Source organism: Streptomyces typhae (assembly GCF_009755605.1).
GTDB lineage: Bacteria > Actinomycetota > Actinomycetes > Streptomycetales > Streptomycetaceae > Streptomyces > Streptomyces typhae.
This window is the reverse complement of record NZ_WPNZ01000019.1, coordinates 74588-92326: the sequence shown is the minus strand read 5'-3', so window position 1 is coordinate 92326 and position 17739 is coordinate 74588. Positions and strand designations below refer to the sequence as shown.

Sequence of the window (17739 nt, the reverse complement as noted above, 5' to 3'; positions counted from 1 at the left end):
CCTCACTTCACCGCGCCTCAGCGCGCGGTCCCACGGGTCCCAGGCCACTCCCGCACTCCCGCACGTCTCTTTCCGTCTCCCTCTCCTCGGAGGTCACCACCATGTCCGACCTGCACCGGAACCCACGCTCCGTGCGGCGCGCGACGCTGACCGGCATCGCCTCTCTCGCCCTGCTGGGTGGCGTGTCGGCGGTGCCCGACGCGAGCGCCTCGGCCGCGCTCTCCGCGCCCGCCGCGGACGGCCCCGACGCCCTGTCGGCGGCGGCCGCCGCCCGCCTCGCCGACCGGCTCGACGACGCCCTCGGCGCGCGCGACGCGGGCTCGTACTACGACGCCGAACGGAGGACCCTCGTCGTCAACGTCCTGGACCGGGCCGCCGCCGCACGGGCCGAGGACGCGGGCGCGCGGGCCCGGTTCGTCGACAACTCCCTCGCCGAACTGGACTCCGCGCAGCGGGTGTTGGACGACGCGCCCGTCGTTCCCGGCACCTCCTGGGCCATGGACCCGAGGACCAACCGGATCGCCGTCGAGGCCGACCGCACCGTCACCGGCAGCACTTCGGCAAGGCTGCGGCACCTCGTCGCCGGGCTCGGGGACCGCGCGACTCTCACCCGCATATCCGGCGAGCTGACCCCGCTGATGTCGGGCGGCGACGCCGTGTACAGCAGCGGCGGCCGCTGTTCCCTCGGCTTCAACGTCGTCAAGGACGGCAAGCCGCACTTCCTCCTCGCCGGGCACTGCGGCAAGGCAGGCACCAAGTGGGGTCCCACCCGCGACTCCGCGGTCGCCGTGACCGAGGACTCGCGGTTCCCCGGCGACGACTTCGCCCTGGTGCGCTACACCCAGGACGTCCCGCACCCCAGCGAGGTCAACCTCTACAACGGCACGACCCAGCGGATCACCAGGGCCGGGGAGGCGACGGTCGGCCTCCGGATCCAGCGCAGCGGCAGCACCACGCAGTTGCGCGGCGGCAAGGTGACGGCGCTGAACGCCACCGTCACCTACCAGGGCGGACGGAAGGTCACCGGCCTGATCAAGACGGACACCTGCGCGGACAGGGGCGACAGCGGCGGCTCGATGTTCGCTGGTGACACCGCGCTCGGCCTGGCCTCCGGCGGCACGGTCGGCTGCGGGGGCGGCAGGAAGGGCCCCATCTACTTCCAGCCGGTCACCGAGGCGCTGACCGCGTACGGCGCCACCATCACGCCGCCGTCGGGCCGACCGGGCACCGGGGGCTAGCCCCACCCGGAACGGGCGGTCAGCAGGATCGCACCGAGTGATCACGTCCGGAAACGTGGAGCCCGGCAGCACATGTCACCGGTCCCTCTTTCCGTAGGAGTCAGCACGTGCGTGAACAGGCAAGGCAGAAGCGTGGTGTCGTGGCGGCCGCGGCCGCGGTGGCCGCGGGCGTCATGGCGGCGGGCGCCCTGGTGGTGCCCGCCGCGTCGGCCACCACCGGGCCCCACCAGGCCAGGACGGGCTCCGCGAGGGCGGACGCCGTGCAGGAGGGCCTGAACGCGCTGGTGCGTACCGACGGGGTGCCCGCCGCTCTGGCAGGAGTCAGGGAACGCGCTGGTCACACGCGTACCTACACGGCGGGCGTCGGCGACCTCGCCACGGGCTCGGCGGTGCCGAGGGACGGCCAGGTCCGGGTCGGCAGCAACACCAAGGCGTTCACCGCGGTGGCCGTCCTGCAACTGGTCGGGGAGGGGAAGGTCGGCCTCGACACCTCGGTCGAGACCTATCTGCCGGGCCTCGTGCACGGGAAGGGGATCGACGGGAACCGCATCACCGTCCGCAGGCTCCTCCAGCACACCAGCGGACTCCCCGACTACGTCCCGTACCTCGACGACGACGTCCGCCCCTACACTCCCGGCGACCTCGTCGACATCGCCCTGCGGCACGAGGCCGTCTTCGCACCGGGCGAGGACTGGCAGTACAGCAACACCAACTACGTACTGGCGGGAATGATCATCGAGAAGGTCACCCGGCGCCCCCTCGGCGAGGAGTTGCACCGCCGCGTCATCGAGCGCGCCGGGCTGCGCCACACCTACTTCCCCGCACCCGGCGACGTGAAGATCCGGGAAGCCCACCCCAAGGGCTACTACCAGGAGTCCCCGGGCGCGCCGCTGCGCGACGGCACGGAGCTCGACCCCTCCTGGGCCTGGGCGGCAGGTCAGATGATCTCCACCAACTCCGACCTCAACCGGTTCTACACGGCGCTGCTGTCCGGTGATCTCCTCCCGAAGGCCCAGCTCCGTCAGATGCGCACCACCGTCCCCGCCGAGTACTTCGGGCCGGGGGCCCGCTACGGCCTCGGCATCGTGAGCAGGCCGCTGTCGTGCGGCGGCCGCTACTGGGGCCACGGCGGCAGCACCACCGGATACGAGACGCGGGGCGGTGTCAGGGGCGACCTGCGGGCCGCCGCAAATATCGCGGTGACCACGCAGCCCAGCGACAAGAGGGTCATGGAGCGCGTGGACGGGCTCGTGGACGGGGCTCTGTGCCGCCGAGCCACGCGGAGCCACTGAGACACGCGGAGCGCCGGCCCGCCCGGAGGAAATTCCCTACCGCGGTGGCCGCAAAGGGCGGAGACTCCTCTCATGGCTGACATGAGATCGTTCTGCGACGCGGTCACCGCGTGGGCGGCCGGTGGCCCGGACGCCCCCGCGCGCGAGTCCGCCGACCGGCTGCGTGTGCGGACGGTCGTCCTGCTCGAAGGGCCGAGCGACGTCGCGGCGGTCGACGCGCTCGCCGCCGGGCGCGGCCGGGACCTGGCGGCCGAAGGAGTGTGCGTCCTGTCGATGGGCGGCGCCATGAGCGTCGCCCGCTTCGCGAGGCTCCTCGGCCCGCCGGGCCTCGGCCTGCGCCTCACCGGACTGTGCGACGAGGCGGAGCGGCGCTACTACGCCCGCGGTCTTGAGGGGGCCGGCGCGGCGGAGCCCGAGTTCTTCGTCTGCGCGGCGGACCTGGAGGACGAGCTCATCCGCGCGCTCGGCGTGGCCCGCGTGCGGGAGCTGGTCGCGGCGGAGGGCGACCTGCGCGCCCTCGCGACCTTCCAGCGCCAGCCCGCCCAGCAGGACCGCACCCCGCACCAGCAGCTCCGGCGCTTCCTCGGCACCAAGAAGGGACGTAAGATCAACTACGGCCGTGTCCTCGTGGAAGCCCTCGACCCGGACCGCGTCCCCGCACCGCTCGACGATCTGCTCACCGCCGTCTGACGCGCTCCGGCCCCACACCCCCTGCCCCTATGCTGCAAAGGCTGCCATGACCTTGATACGTCCCGCCCGCCCCCATGAGATCCCCGCCCTCGTCGAACACCCCGGAGACGCCGAGCGCAACGCGGCGACCAGCGCGTACCTCGTCCAGCTGCTCGACACGAAGTGCACGAGGCCCGAGTGGTGCCTGGTCGCCGAGGACGGCGGGGGGCGTCTCGTGGGCAGCGTGGTCCTGTGGTCCCTGCCGGGGCAGGACGTACCCGACTCCGTCGTCCTGTTCGAGGCGCCCGCGGACCCGGCCGAAGTGGCACCCGCCCTCCTGGACGCGGCGATGGCGCAGGCGCGTGCCCTCGGGGCGACGGAGCTGGGGCACGTCGTCGACTCACCGGCGCAGCCGCCCCAGTTCCAGCGTGACCCGCGGCGGCGGGGCGAGCTGCTGCGGCAGGCGGGCTTCCGGGTCCTGCGGGACGGACGCAGATTCCGTCTGCGGGTGCCCGCCGAGCTGCCCGCCGACGACCCCAGGCTGACCTTCCGCAGCCTCGCCGACCTCGGCCCTTGCCCGTTCATCGACCTCCTGGAGAGCCTGCTCACCCGGACCGCGGACGCCCGGCTGAGCGCCGACGTCGAGCGGTTCGGGGCGCGGGGGGCGGCCGAGCAGCTCTTCGAGCACATGGGGCAGTTCCGGTACGACCCGCGGTGGTGGGAGATCGGCTACGACGCCGACGGCTCACCGGCAGTGATCAGCCTTCCCGCGGAGAACCCGTCCATGCCGGTGCTCGGCTTCGTCGGCGTCGCACCGGCCCACCGCGGCAAGGGATACGCGACCTCCGTCGCGATCCGCGGCACGCGCGTCCTCGCGGCGAACGGCGCCACCGAGATCCGCGGGGACTGCGACGCCGCGAACATCGCCATGGTGAAGGCGTTCACCCGGGCCGGCTACGACAACTTCGCCGATCGGCTGGAGTTCGGCCGCGACCTGTGACGTCGGCGGGGAGCAGGGCGTGTTCCACGCGGACCTGCCGTGCGGCCACGTACGCGTCCTGAAGGACCCGCACGGCCACGTACGCGTCCTCAAGGGCGTCCTGACCTCCGATGACGGGCTCCGGGCGCCGCGCGCCACCTGCCGGGGTTCCGCCCCGGCAGGCCGGAGCCCGGAACCGCCCTACTTGCCGGAGCCCGGAACCGCCCTACTTGCCGGAGTCCCGGAACCGCCCGAACGCCTTCGTGAACGCCTTCAGCGGCGAGCCCTCCGCCCTGGCCGCCCCCGGCGCCGCGGAGCCGGGCGAGCCGTGGCCCACCTCGGCGAGCGCGGCCTGGGCCGCCTCGGCGGCCTCCCGGTACAGGTCGCGGGACGTCGTCATCTTGTCGAGCGCCTCCGCGTACTTCGCGACCATGTCCTGGGCGTGCACCAGCTCCTCGTCCGGGGTGAGCAGGTGCCAGCCCTGGCGCAGCCGGGTGAGGGCCCGCTCGGCCTCCTCGGGCAGCGGTCGCGGCAGGGCCGCGAACTCCTCGACGCGGTCCAGGAGTTCGGTCGGTTCCGAGCCGTCCAGGAAGACGCTGCGCACGGTGAAGCGCTCCGCGTCGTAGTCGGGGTCATGGGGCGCCCTGGGCAGGACGACGGCGCCGCCGCGCGGCATCCGTACGCTCAGCTCGCGCTTCATCGCGAAGTCGGCGATCTGGGCCTGCTCCGGCGTTCCGCGGTGCTCGATCACCCGGTGCCGCAGGCTCGGCGGCAGGAACGCGGAGACCGGCTGCTGCCCCGCCGCGTCCGGTGTCATCGCCTCGTGCACCACGACGTGCACGTACCAGCTCTGCCGGGTGCAGTCCCGCAGCAGGCGGCGCAGCTCGTCGTCGTCCTTCGGCAGATGGTTCGCCGTCCGCAGCCGCACACCGGGCACCGTGTCGTTGTCCCAGGGGACGCGGTCGCTGTCGGGCCAGAACATGGTGGCGGGCGAGGGCCAGTGCGCCTCCCAGGCCCGGTCCGCCTCGGCGGCGACGACCCAGGTGACGCCCTCGCCCTCCTTGCGGCGGGCCTCCGGGTCATACGTGGTCAGCTGCGCGCGGACCGTGACGTCGTCGGCCGCACGCCAGCGGGCCTCGAAGAGGCGGCGGGCCGCCGGACCGGGGTCGGCGGACTCGTCCCGCGGGTGCAGGACGGTGGGGCGCGCCGCCTCGACGGGGTCGAGGTCCAGGAAGTCGTCGAGCACCCCGGCCGCCTTGAGGGCGATCAGGTTGCGCCGGACGTCCTGCTCGGGCTCGGGCCCGAGGTGGCGCCCGCGCCCCAGCCACGCGGTGTCGGGGGCGGCGTTCGGTGAGGTGCTGTTCTTGGCCATGGAGTCGTTCTGTGGGTGATCGGGACGCGACCAGTATGGTCCGTGGACCTGTCAATGGAATCAGTACCACGTCCATGACCGCATCAAGTCCGGTCGGTCAGTGCCGCCTGTCTCACCGGATACCGCCGCAAATCGGCCATCTGCGCAGGGCGTGAACAGGGCCCCGTTCCCGTTGACCGGACACCCCGCGGGGAGCCGCGCGAAGCGATGGTGGACGGCGGGAAAAAAGAACAGCATGTTACGGGCCGGGCGGGGTAGCTGGCGGACAACGGGAACGAGGGTGATCAACGCGTGGAGTCAGCCGGGAGGGACGACACAGCGGTGCCGGGCGGCACCGCTGTCGCTGCCACCGCGGTGGCGCTGAGCGGCGACGACGCCTGCATCGCCACCGCGCGGCACCTCGCGGCCGACTTCCTGAGCTGTGCCCGCGCCGACCAGGACGTGGCCGTCTCCGCGCGTGCCATGGATCTGACGCAGCTGGTGGTCAGCGAGCTGGTCACCAACGCGTGCAAGTACGCCCCCGGGCCCTTGCTCATGGAGCTGTGCATCCGGGGCGGCACCGTCCAGGTGACCGTGCAGGACAGCGTCCGCGCCGGTCCGTCCGCCCGTTCCGTCGACCCGCGCAGGGTCGGGCAGCACGGCCTGGAGATCGTCACGGCCGTGGCCCGGCACTTCCAGGTCTCCCCCGTGCCGGACGGCAAGCGCGTCACCGCCCACATCGCCCTCACCGACGAGGCCGCGGACAGCATGCGCCACGCCGGTCCCCCGCCGCCCGAGCCCCGCTGACCGGCCTGACCCGGCCCCCACGACCGGGGACGGCCAACACCGAGGGGCGCCACGGCCAGGGACGACCACTACCGGGACGACGGAGCCCCCTCCCGCCCGGAGGCAGAAGGGGGTCCGCTCAGGAAGCCGCGCCGTCCTCGGCCGAGGGACCGGAACGCCGATCGATGCTCGACTCGAGCTGGGACCTCACCTCCGAGGGCAGCTCGCCGGTGCGCCCCCACGTCACGATCAGCTCCGCGATGTGCCGGAGCTTGATGTTCGTGTTCTGGGATACCTCCTTCAACACGTCCCACCCGTGCGCGGGCGTCAGCTGCCCCACGGCGAGGATCACTCCGATCGCCTGGTCGACCGTGGCGTGCGACGTCACGGCCTGCTTGAGGTGATCGACCTCCTCTTCGAGTCGGACAAGCTGCTCCCGCGGCACCTGCGCGGGCTCCTCGGCTCGAGTGTCTTGCGAGTCACACACTGTCCTCTCCGGTTCAGGGTCTGGGATCCGGAAACAACGACCTCTGGGGAGAAATGTACGAGGTGCCGGTTCGAGCAGCACATTCCCCCCGGACGCGGTGTCACACAACTGCCTGCGCGCAGCAAGCAGATGGCGGTACGAGGCGTCCGCCCGGTCAGGACGAGTGGACGATCCTGCCGTCGAAGACGGTCGTCTCCACGGGCACCGAGGTGATCTCCTCGGCGGGTGTGGTCCGCAGGTTGCCGCCGAGCACACACAGGTCGGCGACCTTGCCGACGGTCACCGAGCCCTTCCAGGACTCGGCGGCGTCCTGCCAGGCACCCGCGGTCGTGTAGGCGGCGAGGGCCTGGTCCAGGTTCAGCCGCTGCTCCGGTCCGTGCACCTCGCCGCAGGCGCCGCGCCGGGTCATCAGGGCCCGCACACCGGCGCGCCAGTCCGGATCGTTCACCGGGGTGTCCGAGCTGCCGGTGAGGGGCACCCCGGCGTCGACGACCGAGCGCCACGGCAGGAACGCGTCGCCCTCGGGCCCCTGTGCGGCCCGGTGGACCACGTTCGCCCAGCTCTGCGCCTGCGGGCCGAGGCCGATCCCGTGCTCCGCCATGGTGGGCAGGAGGCTCACGGGGACGAACGGGCCGTGCATCACGACGTGCCGCGCACCGGCCCGCGGATGGCGCCGCCCCGCAGCGACGATCGCGTCGACGACGGTGGGCACCCACCGGTAGCAGTGCACACCCACCTGGTATCCGGCGGCGTGCGCCACACGGATCATCTCGGTGAGCTCGGCGACCCGCTCCTCGTGGGTGTCCCCGGCGACCAGCAGCTCACCGCCGCTGTCGGAGAACAGCTTGACCCCGCGCACCGCGAGCCGCCGGGGGTCGACGCCGGCCGGGGGTGTGAACGCGCGCAGCGCCGCGTCGACCGCGGCCGCGGAGCCGCCGGACTGGGAGCAGGGCAGGAACAGCGCGCTCACCCGCGCATGCAGGCCTCCGGCCCTCGCCAGGTCCGCGTACGCGTCCAGGGTCGCCGTGCCCTGCGTGCCGCCGCCGAGCCCCTCGCCGCCGGGGCCGAGGCCCGGGTCGGTGAAACTGGTGATGCCCTGCGCGTGCAGCCGGGCGACCACGTCCTGGACCGCGTCCCGCAACTGCTTCCCCGGCCGGGACGGGAGCAGCAGCTGCACCAGGGCCTGCCCTCCGTACCGCAGGATTCCGGTGGGGCGGCCGTTCTGGTCGTAGTCGACGCCGGGCTTGCGCGGATCGCCGGGCCCGACGTCGGTGATGCCGGCGAGCGCGAGGGCGCGGGAGTTCACGGCGCTGACGTGGTAGCCGCTGTCCTGGAGGAAGACCGGATGGTCGGGCGAGACCGCGTCGAGGTCGTCCCGGGTGGGCTCGCGTCCCTCGGCGAGCCGGCCGGGGTTCCACCCGGCGCCGCGGATCCACTCCCCGGCCGGGGTGCGGCCCGCCTCCGCGGCCACCGCGGCGACGATGTCGGCGACGGACTTCACCGCGGCCGGTCCGCAGTCCAGGGCGTACGGGGGCAGGTTGAGCCGGTACACGGCGGCGTGCAGATGGGTGTCGTTGATGCCGGGGAGCAGGCTGCGGCCCCGCAGGTCCACGACGTCGGTGCGGGACCCGGCGAACGCCCGGACCCCGGCGTCGTCCCCGACGTACACGATCCTGCCCGCCCGTACGGCCACAGCCGACGCTCTCGGGTGCTTCGGGTCCATGGTGAGGACGTCGCCGTTGCGCAGGACCAGGTCGGCCTTGCCCGCCGTGGACGCGGATGCTGCTGTCGACGTCGCACCGGCGAACAGCGAACCGGCTGCCGCGGCTCCTAAGAGGCGGCCTGCGTCGCGCCGGGACATCGATGAGGTGGAGGGCTGGTCGGGGTACCGATCGGCGTGCGGAGCGGACATGCTGCGGATCTCCCGTTCGCTGTGCGAAGTCGATCGCAGTCGATCGACTCTCGATCGACTCTCGATCGAACGGAGGATCGGCCGCGGGTCGGAGTTCCGTCAAGAGCCGGATCAGGCCGCCCGGGTACGGCGGGACAGCCCGTCCCGCCACGCCGGTCGGCTCGATCCGGGGTGTCGGTCGCCTCGATCCGGAGTACAGGTCGCCTCGATCCGGAGTGCAGGTCGTCTCGATCCAGTCCCGATCCTCAATACCGGCCTCCGATACCGCCCCCCGATACCGATCCTCGATACCGCCCAGCCGCGCCTCGGTCCGGCTCAACCCCGCTGCGTCCCGCTCAGTCCCCCTGGGACCACGCGGCGACCGGCAGCGACAAGTAGATGCCGAAGTCCCGGAGTCCGGTCGCGGCCGTGACGGCCTCGTGCAGTTCGTCCACGCGTTCCTGCCGGTTCTCGGCCCGGCTCTCGAAGTACTTGGACCGCACCTCGATCACGACGTCGAGGCCGCTGCGGTCCAGCGGACCCAGTTTCCGGAAGCGGATCTCGATGTCGCCCGGCTGCAGATCGTGGTCGTACGGCTCCTCGGGGCACTCCACGGCCACGGAGACCAAGTGGGGCAGCACGGACCCCAGCTCGCGGAGCGTGGAGTCGGCGACATCGGCAGCGTGGGTGACTTCGACGAGCGGCATCCGGCCACTCTACGGAAGGGCGTGCAGGGGCGCGTGATTGGACCGGAAGAGGCGTTCACCGGCGCGCCGGAAGGTGAGGTTGCGCAGCGGTGTGGGCAGGTTGCGGGCCTTGTCCCTGCGGTGGTTCTGCGCGACCACCCAGGCGACCCGGCCGGCGCGCCGGGCCTGGTAGGCGGCGAGTGCGGAGGGGACGTCGGGCTCCGCGCGGAGGGTGTCGGCGAGCACCAGGGCGTCCTCCAGGGCCATCGCACCGCCCTGGGCCATGCTGGGCGAGAACGCGTGGGCGGCGTCACCGACGAGGACGGTGCGCGAACGGGTCCACACGGTGCTCTCGCTCTCGTGCAGGGCGGCGAAGTAGGCGCCCTCCCCCTGTGCGAGGAGTTGGGGCACCGGCGCGCCGAAGTCCGCGAAGAGGGCGCGCCAGTCGCCGGCCGGAGGAGTGGACATCTGGCTGTTGATGTCGGCGTAGCAGTAGACGCGGCCGCCGCCGAGCTGCACGGTCAGGAACGTGCGGCCCCGGTCCCCCACGCGTGCGGTCCAGTCGGTGATGCCGGGCACCGTGGTGTCGTCGGCGATGAACCGCCAGCACAGCTGGCCGAGGAAGCGTGGTCCTGGGCCGCCGAACAGGGTGCGCCGGACCGTGGAGTTGATGCCGTCGGCGCCCACCACCAGGTCGTACGTGTCGGTGGTGCCGTCGGCGAAGGTCACCGCCCCCTCGTCGGTCACCCCGGTCACATCGGTGCCGGGGCGGACGGGGGCGCCACGGCCCTCGTCGACGGCCGTGCGCAGCACCTCGTGCAGGTCGCCCCGGGTGATCGCCCGGCAGGGACCGACCTCGCCCCATATCCGGCCGACCTCGAACTCGGTGAGCGGGCGCCCGTGGTGGTCGTGGATCCGCTGCCGCGTCACGGGCGCCGCCCGCGCGGCCACCTCGTCCCCCACGCCGAGCCGTTGGAGCGCCCGGACGGCGTTGGCCGGGAGGTAGAGACCGGCGCCGATGGCCCCGCCGCCGTCGGCGCGGCGTTCGACGACCTCCACCTCCGCTCCTCGGTCCGTGAGGGCCTTCGCCAGCGCGAGACCGGAGATTCCGGCACCGACGATCAACGTGCGGGGTCTGTTCACGGGGTTCCTTACCGGGAGCGGGCAACCGGCACCCATTGTGCGGCGTTCCGCGCGCGGCCCCGTGGCCGAGGGTCCGGGTGCGCTCAGGGAGCGGTGTCCTGGTCCGCCGCCTTTCCCGCGTACGCGGCGAGGCCGTCGGCCATCCCCTGCATGAAGCGTTTCAGGTACCACCGCCAGAAGGGGCCCGCCAACCGCAGTCTCGGCTCGAAGACCGCGCTCCAGGTGATGTCGGTGCCGCCGCCTGGTGCCTCGGCCAGTGCGACGGTGCCGTGGTAGGTGCGGAAGGGGGCGCCGGGGTTCTCGTAGCTGAACGTGCGGTCGGGCACCAGTCCGGTGATGCGCTCTCGCGCCGCGTTCCGCCCGATGCTGAAGATGCGTGTGTCACCGATCTGCTGGCGGCGGTCCGGGTCGCCGTCGCCCTCGACCTCGGCGACTTCGATCGGCGACCAGGACGGCCAGGTCCCCGGTCGCAGGAGCACGTCGAAAACAGTGGTGGGACGTGCCGGGGAGTGTGCGGTGACGGCGTAGTTGTACGGCATTGCGCCACGCTATGAAGCTGCCGCCGGGGTGGGAATGCGCCGGATTGCCGTCCTGGCGGTCATATCTTGCGGTCGGGACCCGCCGTCGCAGGCGCGGTCACGACTTCCGGTACGCGGACGGCCGGACGCCGACGTGTGCGAGGAAGGCGGTGGACAGGCTCCCCGGCCCGGCGAAGCCGCAGCGCTCGGCGATCTCGCCGACGGTGAGGCCGGTGCGGCTGAGCAGTCGCCGTGCCTCCTCGATCCGCAGCCGGGTCAGGAACCGGTGCGGTGTCTCGCCGGTGGCCTCGCGGAAGACGCGGATGAAGTGGTAGACGCTGAGCCGCACTTCGGCGGCGACCTCGGCGAGGGTCAGCGGTTCCGCGAGGCGTTCCCGCATGACGGCGACGGCTTGGCGGACGGCGGCGTGTTCGTGGCCTGGGGCCCGCGAGGAGCGGTGGTCCCGGTGCTCCCGTCCCCGGGTCAGCAGATGCGTCACGAGGAAGGCCCCGGCGGCCTCCGCGTACAGGTCGTCCGCGTCGGCCCCGGCGGCGGGCAGGGCGCGCACGAGGTGCTCGACGAGAGGGTCGCCCGCGCCCAGGACGGCGAAGAGCGCCTCGAAGTCCGTTTCGTGCCCGCCCAGTTCGGCCGCGGTCCGCTCGACCGTGGCCCGCGGGATGTGCACTTGCACGGTGCGCAGTGCCGAGGCCGCGCGGTAACTGCGCACGGTCGCGTGGCCGGGGATCATGAGCTCCAGGCGGCCGGGGACCCACCGCCGCCGGTTCGCCCGGCCCCCGCTGCGGGTCCGCATGTCCGCGTCGCCGCCCGTGCAGAGCACGAGATGCAGGTCGGCCACCCCGGGCAGCGGCAGTTCGGCCGCCTCCTGGGCGTGCGTGAAGCACTGCACGAGCAGCGACCGCCAGCCCGCGTCGTGCCAGCTGCAGTAGGTGCGCCGTACGGACTTCTCCGTGACGACGCCCGCGTACGGGGCCAGGTCGAAGTCGGGCGAGTCGAACACACCGCCACCCTACGTCCCCGGAGCGGCCGGAACGGCGTGCCGTCAGAGCCGGACGACCGCCGGCAGGGCGGTGACGGCCGCCGCGAGCAGCAGGACGACGTTCATGGCGACCTGCCGGTCACCCTGCCGCACATGCACGCTGATGGCACCGATCTGCAGAACCACGAACCCGATGGCGGCAGCGAGGGCGAGGACGGGCGCGATGCCGGTGAGCGGCGGCAGGAGCAGCCCGGCCGCGCCGAGCACCTCGACCGCCCCGATGGCCCGTACGGCCGGCATCGGCGTGCTGTCCACCCACGCCATCATCGGCCGCAGCTCCTCCTGGCTCCGCGCCAGCTTGAGCCCGCCTCCGTAGAGATAGAAGAGGGCGAGCAGCCCGGCGACGGCCCCGTGGACGACGTCCCCATGGACGACGTCCACGTTCACAGGGCATCGGCGGCGGGTCGGGGGGCGGGCCCGGGGCCGGGTTGCGGGACGAGCTCGACGGCGGGCTCGGTGGCATACCGACGCATGGCGTCGACGTTCGTCCGGGGGGTGAGTTCCCGCTCGCCGTCGGCCATGTCCCGCAGGTCCCGGAAGTACTGCACGTACAGATCCGGGGTGAACGTACTGATCATGACGGCCTGCTCGCCGGTCACGTTGGCGAACGTGTGCGGGGCTCCGCGCGGCACCATCACGAGGGTGCCCGCGGCGGCGTCGTGGTCCTCCTCCCCCACCGTGAACCGCACCGTCCCGGAGACGACGTAGAAACCCTCGTCGTGCCGCGCGTGCCGGTGTTGCGGCGGCCCGGGGGTGTACGGGGCGAGAACGGACTCGGCGATGCCGATGCGGTGCCCGGTGTTGCTCCCGTCCTCGAGCACCCGCATACGGGTGCTGCCCAGAAGAATCGTCTCCCCCTCCCCCGGGCGGACCACGGACACGGCCGGGTCGGCTGGGAGGACGGTCGACTCACTGGTGGCCGCGCTGGTCTGCGCACTGGCGTGCGCACTCGTCTGCGCGCTGGTCTGCGTCGTGTCGGTCATGCCTCGATTTCACGGCAGGGGTGGTGGGGCTGTCCAAGACCTGTTCGGTGGGGTCGATGCCGTATGGGTATCGGCCGGGCTACGCCCGTGGAGGTACCCATTCCGCAACTCCCTTGCATATGGCAACTGTTATGAAGCTGATCCCGCACCATGGGCAACCATGATCAATGACACATCCAGGAAGCCCGTTATCCCCGTTACACCCCAACAGTCCCCGCCGATCTTCCCGCGTCGACTGCATAGAGTCGTCGCCCGATTACCCATTCAGGGAATCTTCATCTTTGTGTCCGAAACGGGTTCAGTATGTGGAGACGCGCGCGCTCGCGCGGAGTTGCAGGGACGTTGGCGGGGCTCTTGACCGGAGCCTTGCTGACGGGTGTCGCACCGGTCGCGCAAGCGGATCCGGTTGCGGCAGGAGAGACGGCGACGAAAGCCACGAGGACAGGGGCATCCGAGGGAGCGGCGACCGCGGAAGCCGCGCAGGACCGGGCCAGGCGCACGGGCGAGCCGGTCGAGGTGACCTCGCTGCGCGGCGAGGCGAGCGACGTCTACGCCACGGCTGACGGGAACTTGGAAGCGCGGGAGTACGTGCGTCCCGTGAGAGCCCGGACTGGCGACGGCTGGAAGCCCGTCGACACCGATCTGGTAAAGGCCGCGGACGGGACGGTGACTCCGAAGGTCACCACCGTGGGTCTTGCGTTCTCCGGTGGCGGCGACGGGCCGCTGGTGCGGATGACGAAGGTGGGCCGCGAGCTCGCCCTCTCCTGGCCCGGGAAGCTGCCGGAGCCCACGCTCGACGGCGACACCGCCACGTACAAGGACGTACTGCCGGATGTGGACCTGCGAATGGGTGCGCAGGAGGATGGCTTCACCCAACTCCTCGTCGTCAAGTCCGCCGAGGCGGCGGCCGGTTCGGAACTCGCCACGGTGCGTCTGAAGCTCGCGGCGGACGGCATGGACGTGAAGGAGACCGTCGAGGGCGGACTCGAGGCGACGGACAAGGGCGCACAGGGAGCGGTCTTCGAGGCCCCGCGTCCGATGATGTGGGACTCCAGCCTGGGTGATGACCCGGGGCAGCGGAAGGCCACCGGCTCCCGGGCCGAGGCGCTGCGCGGCGTCGCCTCGCAGAAGCACTCGGAGCCCGAGGCCGCGGAGTCCGGCAAGCTCGCGCCCGTGGACGTGGAGGTCCCCGAGAGCGGACAGGAGCTGGTGCTCACCCCGGACGAGGACGTGCTGAAGGGCAGGGACACGCAGTATCCGGTGTTCATCGACCCGCAGTGGTATTCGCCGCGGGCGACGGCGTGGACGATGGCGTCGAAGTACTGGGCCGACTCGCCGCAGTGGAAGTTCAACGGTGAGAGCACCGCAGGTATGGGCTACTGCAACTGGTACTACTGCAAGCCGTTCGACACCAAGCGGCTCTTCTACCGCATCCCGGTGTCGAAATTCGCGGGCAAGTCGATCCTTTCGGCCGAGTTCGTGGTGAAGAACACGTGGTCGGCGTCCTGCTCGGACCGCTCGGTCGAACTGTGGCAGACCAAGGACATCTCCTCGTCCACCACGTGGAACTCACAGAACGACTCCGGGTTCTGGAAGAAGGAGCTGTCCTCGAAGTCCTTCGCGTACGGATTCGACGGCTGTGCGGCCAAGGACGCCGAGTTCTCGGTGAAGTCGGCCGTGCAGGACGCCGCCGACGGCAGGGACAACAGCATGACGTTCGGTCTGCGGGCCGGGAGCGAGTCGGACGCCTACGGCTGGAAGCGCTTCTCGGACAAGGCGTTCCTACGGGTGAAGTACAACCGTCCGCCGCCGCAGGTGAAGATGTCGCAGCTGACGATGGAGTATGGCGGCGTCTGCAAGAAGCCCGGATCCGCGGCACGGGTGCGCACGCTGGGCAGGATACGGGCGAACAACGTGACCGACCCCGACAAGGACAAGGTGTCGGTGGAGTTCCAGGCCAAGTGGGATGCCGGTGACGGCAAGGGGACCATCGCCCGCTGGAAGCCCGAGCGCACATCGGCGAAGAAGTCCGGCTCGGACTTCGTCATCGGTCTTCCCAAGTCGATTCCGACGAACAAGGAAGTGCACTGGTACGTGCGCTCCTACGACGGCGCACAGCACTCGTCGTGGTCGTACGCCGGGGACCCGACGGGGTGTTACTTCGTGTACGACACCAAGGTCCCCAGGGCTCCGGCGATCTCTTCGGGCGAGTATCCGGCGTCCGATTCCGAGGATCCTGAGGACCCCTGGTTCGACGGGGTGGGCAAGTACGGCTCGTTCGAGCTGAAGGGCGCCGACAAGGACGTGGTGTCCTACCGGTACGGCGTCAACGGCGACCCCAGCTCCAAGCACAAGGTGGCCACGTCCGACGGCGGTGCGAAGAGCGTGAACGTGCTGCCCGGTGCGCCGGGGCTGAACTTCGTCACCGCCCAGGCCTTCGACGCCGCGGGCAACGGCAGCGAGATCCGGACCTACGAGTACCGGGTCAAGGCCGGCCGGCCCGAGCGCGCCACCTGGCAGCTGGACGAGGCCAAGGGGGCGGACGAAGCCGAGGGGTCGACGCCTTCGCGCACCGCGCGGCTGCACGGCGGAGCCACGTCCGGTGTCACGGGTGCGCACGGCTCGGCGCTGTCGTTCAACGGTACGGACGGTTACGCGGCCACCGACATCCCGGTCGTGGACACCGGCCGCGGATTCGCGGTCTCGGCATGGGCGAAGCTGTCGAAGATGCCCGACGGGGCGGCGGTGATCGCGACCCAGCCGGGCAACCACGCCCCGGGCTTCGAGCTGTACTACACCAAGACCTATGACCGGTGGGCGTTCAACCAGTACAAGGCCGACAGCAAGGACCCTGGTATCGCCCGGGTCATGGCGGACAAGCCGGGCGGTGTGAGCATTGGCAAGTGGACGCATCTGGTGGGCTCCTACGACTCGGTGCGCGACGTCCTGGAGCTGTTCGTCAACGGAAAGCTCGTGGGCGAGACCCCGTACGCCGATCCGTGGGAGGCCCGGCGCGGATTCCAGCTGGGAGCAGGCTCCTACAGCGGCGCGCCCGCGAACTTCTTCCCGGGCGCGATCGACGAGGTGCAGCTCTTCGACAAGCCGCTGGGCCAGGACGACGTCGACAAGCTCCGTTCCCACGACAGCGTCGGCGACCCCGGCCGTCCCGCCCTCGCCGTCTTCGGCCTGGACGAGCCGGCCGACGCGACGGAGATCGCCGGACACGGCGGCGTGCTGCCCGCGAAGTACCACGGCGGCGTCACCACCGGCGTACGCGGCATCGCGGGCAAGGCGGCCCGGTTCGACGGCAGCGACGACTACGCCAGGATCGGTCGCAGCAGCGGCCCGCACGTGAGCACCTCGCGCAGCTTCACCGTCTCCGCCTGGGCCAAGCTCGGCAAGAGGCCGGACGGCGCGGCGATCATCACCGCCCAGGCGGGCCAGAAGGCTCCCGGGTTCGAGCTGTACTACTCCGCCGCCTACGACCGGTGGGCGGTCAACCAGTACTCCGCCGACGCGACCGACGCCAAACCCATCCGCGCCATGCAGCCCGAAGGGGACAGGGCACACGTCGGTGAGTGGGTGCATCTGGTGGGCGTGCACGACACGGTCGCCGACTCCCTGACCCTGTACGTGAACGGAACGGAAGCCGGCGAGACCGAGCTGGCCGGAGCCTTCTACGCCGACCAGTCCATGTACATCGGCGCCGGTTCCTACGACGGCAAGGTCGCGAACCACTTCCCCGGCACCATCGACGACGTGCGCCTCCTCGACCGTCCGGTCTCGGCGGGCGAAGTCCGCCAGATGTTCAAGCAGCGGCCGCTGGTCAAGGGCCGCTGGAACTTCGAGACCGTCACCGGCACGAACCCGGTCACCACTCCGGACTCGTCCGACGAGGAGCGGTCGATGATCCTTCACGGCGGGGCCGAGGCCGGTAAGGGCATGGTCGATGACGGCGGTCTGGAGCTGAACGGCACCAGCGGGTACGCGTCCACCAGCAGTGTGCCGATGAACACCGATGCCAGCTATACCGTGACCGCGTGGGCCAAGGCGGCCGCGCTGCCCAAGCGTACGGCCGCACTCGTCAGCGCGGAGGGCTCGCGGCAGAGCGCGTTCACCGTGCGCTTCGTTCCCGAGAAGCCCGACAGGAGGGAGCCAGAGAGCCTCGGTCGCTGGGAGCTGGCGGTGCCGGACAAGGACGACACCGACGCGTCCGTCAAAACCGTCGCCCACAGCGAGTTCTTCGATGTGAACGACTGGAATCACCTGGCGGTCGTCTACGACGGGTTCGCCAAGGAGGCCCGCCTGTACGTGAACGGGCAACTGCAGGAGGTCGCCTGCGGCGATGACGACGGCGACGGCGAGTCCGACGAGACCGGCTGCGAGGACCTCATCTCCTGGTCGGAGGACACTCTCGCCTTCAAGGCGACCAAGTCGTTCCAGGTCGGGCGCGCGAGGAACGACGGTACGTGGGGCGCGTACTTCCCCGGCTCGGTCGACGACGTGTGGACCTTCCAGGGTGCCCTGACCGACGCCCAGGTCGAGTGGCTCGCCGGACAGTGGTCCGACGTACCGAGCGACATCCCCGCGGCCTGATTCCCCACCCGGGCGGGTCCTGGTGCACAGGGCCCGCCCGGGCCGCACATCTCACTTCATCTC

15 protein-coding genes are annotated in these 17739 nt (G+C 71.6%); 6 read left to right on the top strand and 9 right to left on the bottom strand.

Annotation, left to right across the window (positions count from 1 at the left end):
- Positions 1-101 precede the first annotated feature (101 nt).
- From GPA10_RS29410 to GPA10_RS29395, 4 genes are all read left to right on the top strand, one after another.
- Positions 102-1238, top strand: a complete 1137-nt coding sequence (locus GPA10_RS29410; RefSeq protein WP_157168139.1) for a S1 family peptidase — start codon at positions 102-104, stop codon at positions 1236-1238.
- 107 nt (positions 1239-1345) lie between these two features.
- On the top strand, positions 1346-2530 hold the full coding sequence (locus GPA10_RS29405) for a serine hydrolase domain-containing protein (RefSeq protein WP_425505832.1): 1185 nt from the start codon (positions 1346-1348) through the stop codon (positions 2528-2530).
- Between the two features lie 72 nt (positions 2531-2602).
- A complete protein-coding gene (locus GPA10_RS29400) occupies positions 2603-3220 on the top strand; it encodes a TOPRIM nucleotidyl transferase/hydrolase domain-containing protein (protein ID WP_157168138.1) in 618 nt (205 codons plus the stop codon).
- 46 nt (positions 3221-3266) lie between these two features.
- Positions 3267-4199, top strand: coding sequence for a GNAT family N-acetyltransferase (locus GPA10_RS29395; protein ID WP_157168137.1), 933 nt, complete (start codon positions 3267-3269; stop codon positions 4197-4199).
- A gap of 205 nt (positions 4200-4404) precedes the next feature.
- On the opposite strand, the gene GPA10_RS29390 is transcribed toward GPA10_RS29395, so the two are convergent.
- Positions 4405-5550 carry a hypothetical protein gene (locus tag GPA10_RS29390; RefSeq protein WP_157168136.1) on the bottom strand — a complete coding sequence of 382 codons (1146 nt, stop codon included), beginning with the start codon at positions 5548-5550 and terminating at the stop codon, positions 4405-4407.
- A 291-nt stretch (positions 5551-5841) separates the two neighbouring features.
- Here GPA10_RS29390 and GPA10_RS29385 point away from each other — a divergent pair, with 291 nt between their 5' ends.
- Positions 5842-6336, top strand: coding sequence for an ATP-binding protein (locus GPA10_RS29385; RefSeq protein WP_343041447.1), 495 nt, complete (start codon positions 5842-5844; stop codon positions 6334-6336).
- A gap of 118 nt (positions 6337-6454) precedes the next feature.
- Here GPA10_RS29385 and GPA10_RS29380 read toward each other — a convergent pair whose 3' ends face one another.
- From GPA10_RS29380 to GPA10_RS29345, 8 genes are all read right to left on the bottom strand, one after another.
- Entirely contained in the window at positions 6455-6760 is a 306-nt protein-coding gene (locus GPA10_RS29380) for an ANTAR domain-containing protein (protein ID WP_343041446.1), read from the bottom strand.
- Positions 6761-6956: 196 nt separating this feature from the next.
- Positions 6957-8714, bottom strand: a complete 1758-nt coding sequence (locus GPA10_RS29375; RefSeq protein WP_246260004.1) for an amidohydrolase — start codon at positions 8712-8714, stop codon at positions 6957-6959.
- 335 nt (positions 8715-9049) lie between these two features.
- Positions 9050-9400, bottom strand: a complete 351-nt coding sequence (locus GPA10_RS29370) for a hypothetical protein (RefSeq protein ID WP_157168135.1) — start codon at positions 9398-9400, stop codon at positions 9050-9052.
- A gap of 9 nt (positions 9401-9409) precedes the next feature.
- Positions 9410-10522, bottom strand: a complete 1113-nt coding sequence (locus GPA10_RS29365) for an FAD-dependent monooxygenase (protein ID WP_157168134.1) — start codon at positions 10520-10522, stop codon at positions 9410-9412.
- Positions 10523-10605: 83 nt separating this feature from the next.
- Positions 10606-11061: an SRPBCC family protein gene (locus GPA10_RS29360; RefSeq protein WP_157168133.1), complete on the bottom strand. Its 456-nt coding sequence runs from the start codon at positions 11059-11061 to the stop codon at positions 10606-10608.
- Between the two features lie 97 nt (positions 11062-11158).
- Positions 11159-12058 carry a helix-turn-helix domain-containing protein gene (locus GPA10_RS29355; protein ID WP_343041445.1) on the bottom strand — a complete coding sequence of 300 codons (900 nt, stop codon included), beginning with the start codon at positions 12056-12058 and terminating at the stop codon, positions 11159-11161.
- 42 nt (positions 12059-12100) lie between these two features.
- Positions 12101-12478 carry a DoxX family protein gene (locus tag GPA10_RS29350; protein ID WP_343041444.1) on the bottom strand — a complete coding sequence of 126 codons (378 nt, stop codon included), beginning with the start codon at positions 12476-12478 and terminating at the stop codon, positions 12101-12103.
- Between the two features lie 2 nt (positions 12479-12480).
- Positions 12481-13080 carry a cupin domain-containing protein gene (locus GPA10_RS29345; protein ID WP_157168132.1) on the bottom strand — a complete coding sequence of 200 codons (600 nt, stop codon included), beginning with the start codon at positions 13078-13080 and terminating at the stop codon, positions 12481-12483.
- Between the two features lie 303 nt (positions 13081-13383).
- Between GPA10_RS29345 and GPA10_RS29340 the strand changes: the two genes are divergently transcribed.
- Positions 13384-17676, top strand: a complete 4293-nt coding sequence (locus GPA10_RS29340; protein WP_157168131.1) for a LamG domain-containing protein — start codon at positions 13384-13386, stop codon at positions 17674-17676.
- The last annotated feature ends 63 nt before the right edge of the window (positions 17677-17739 follow it).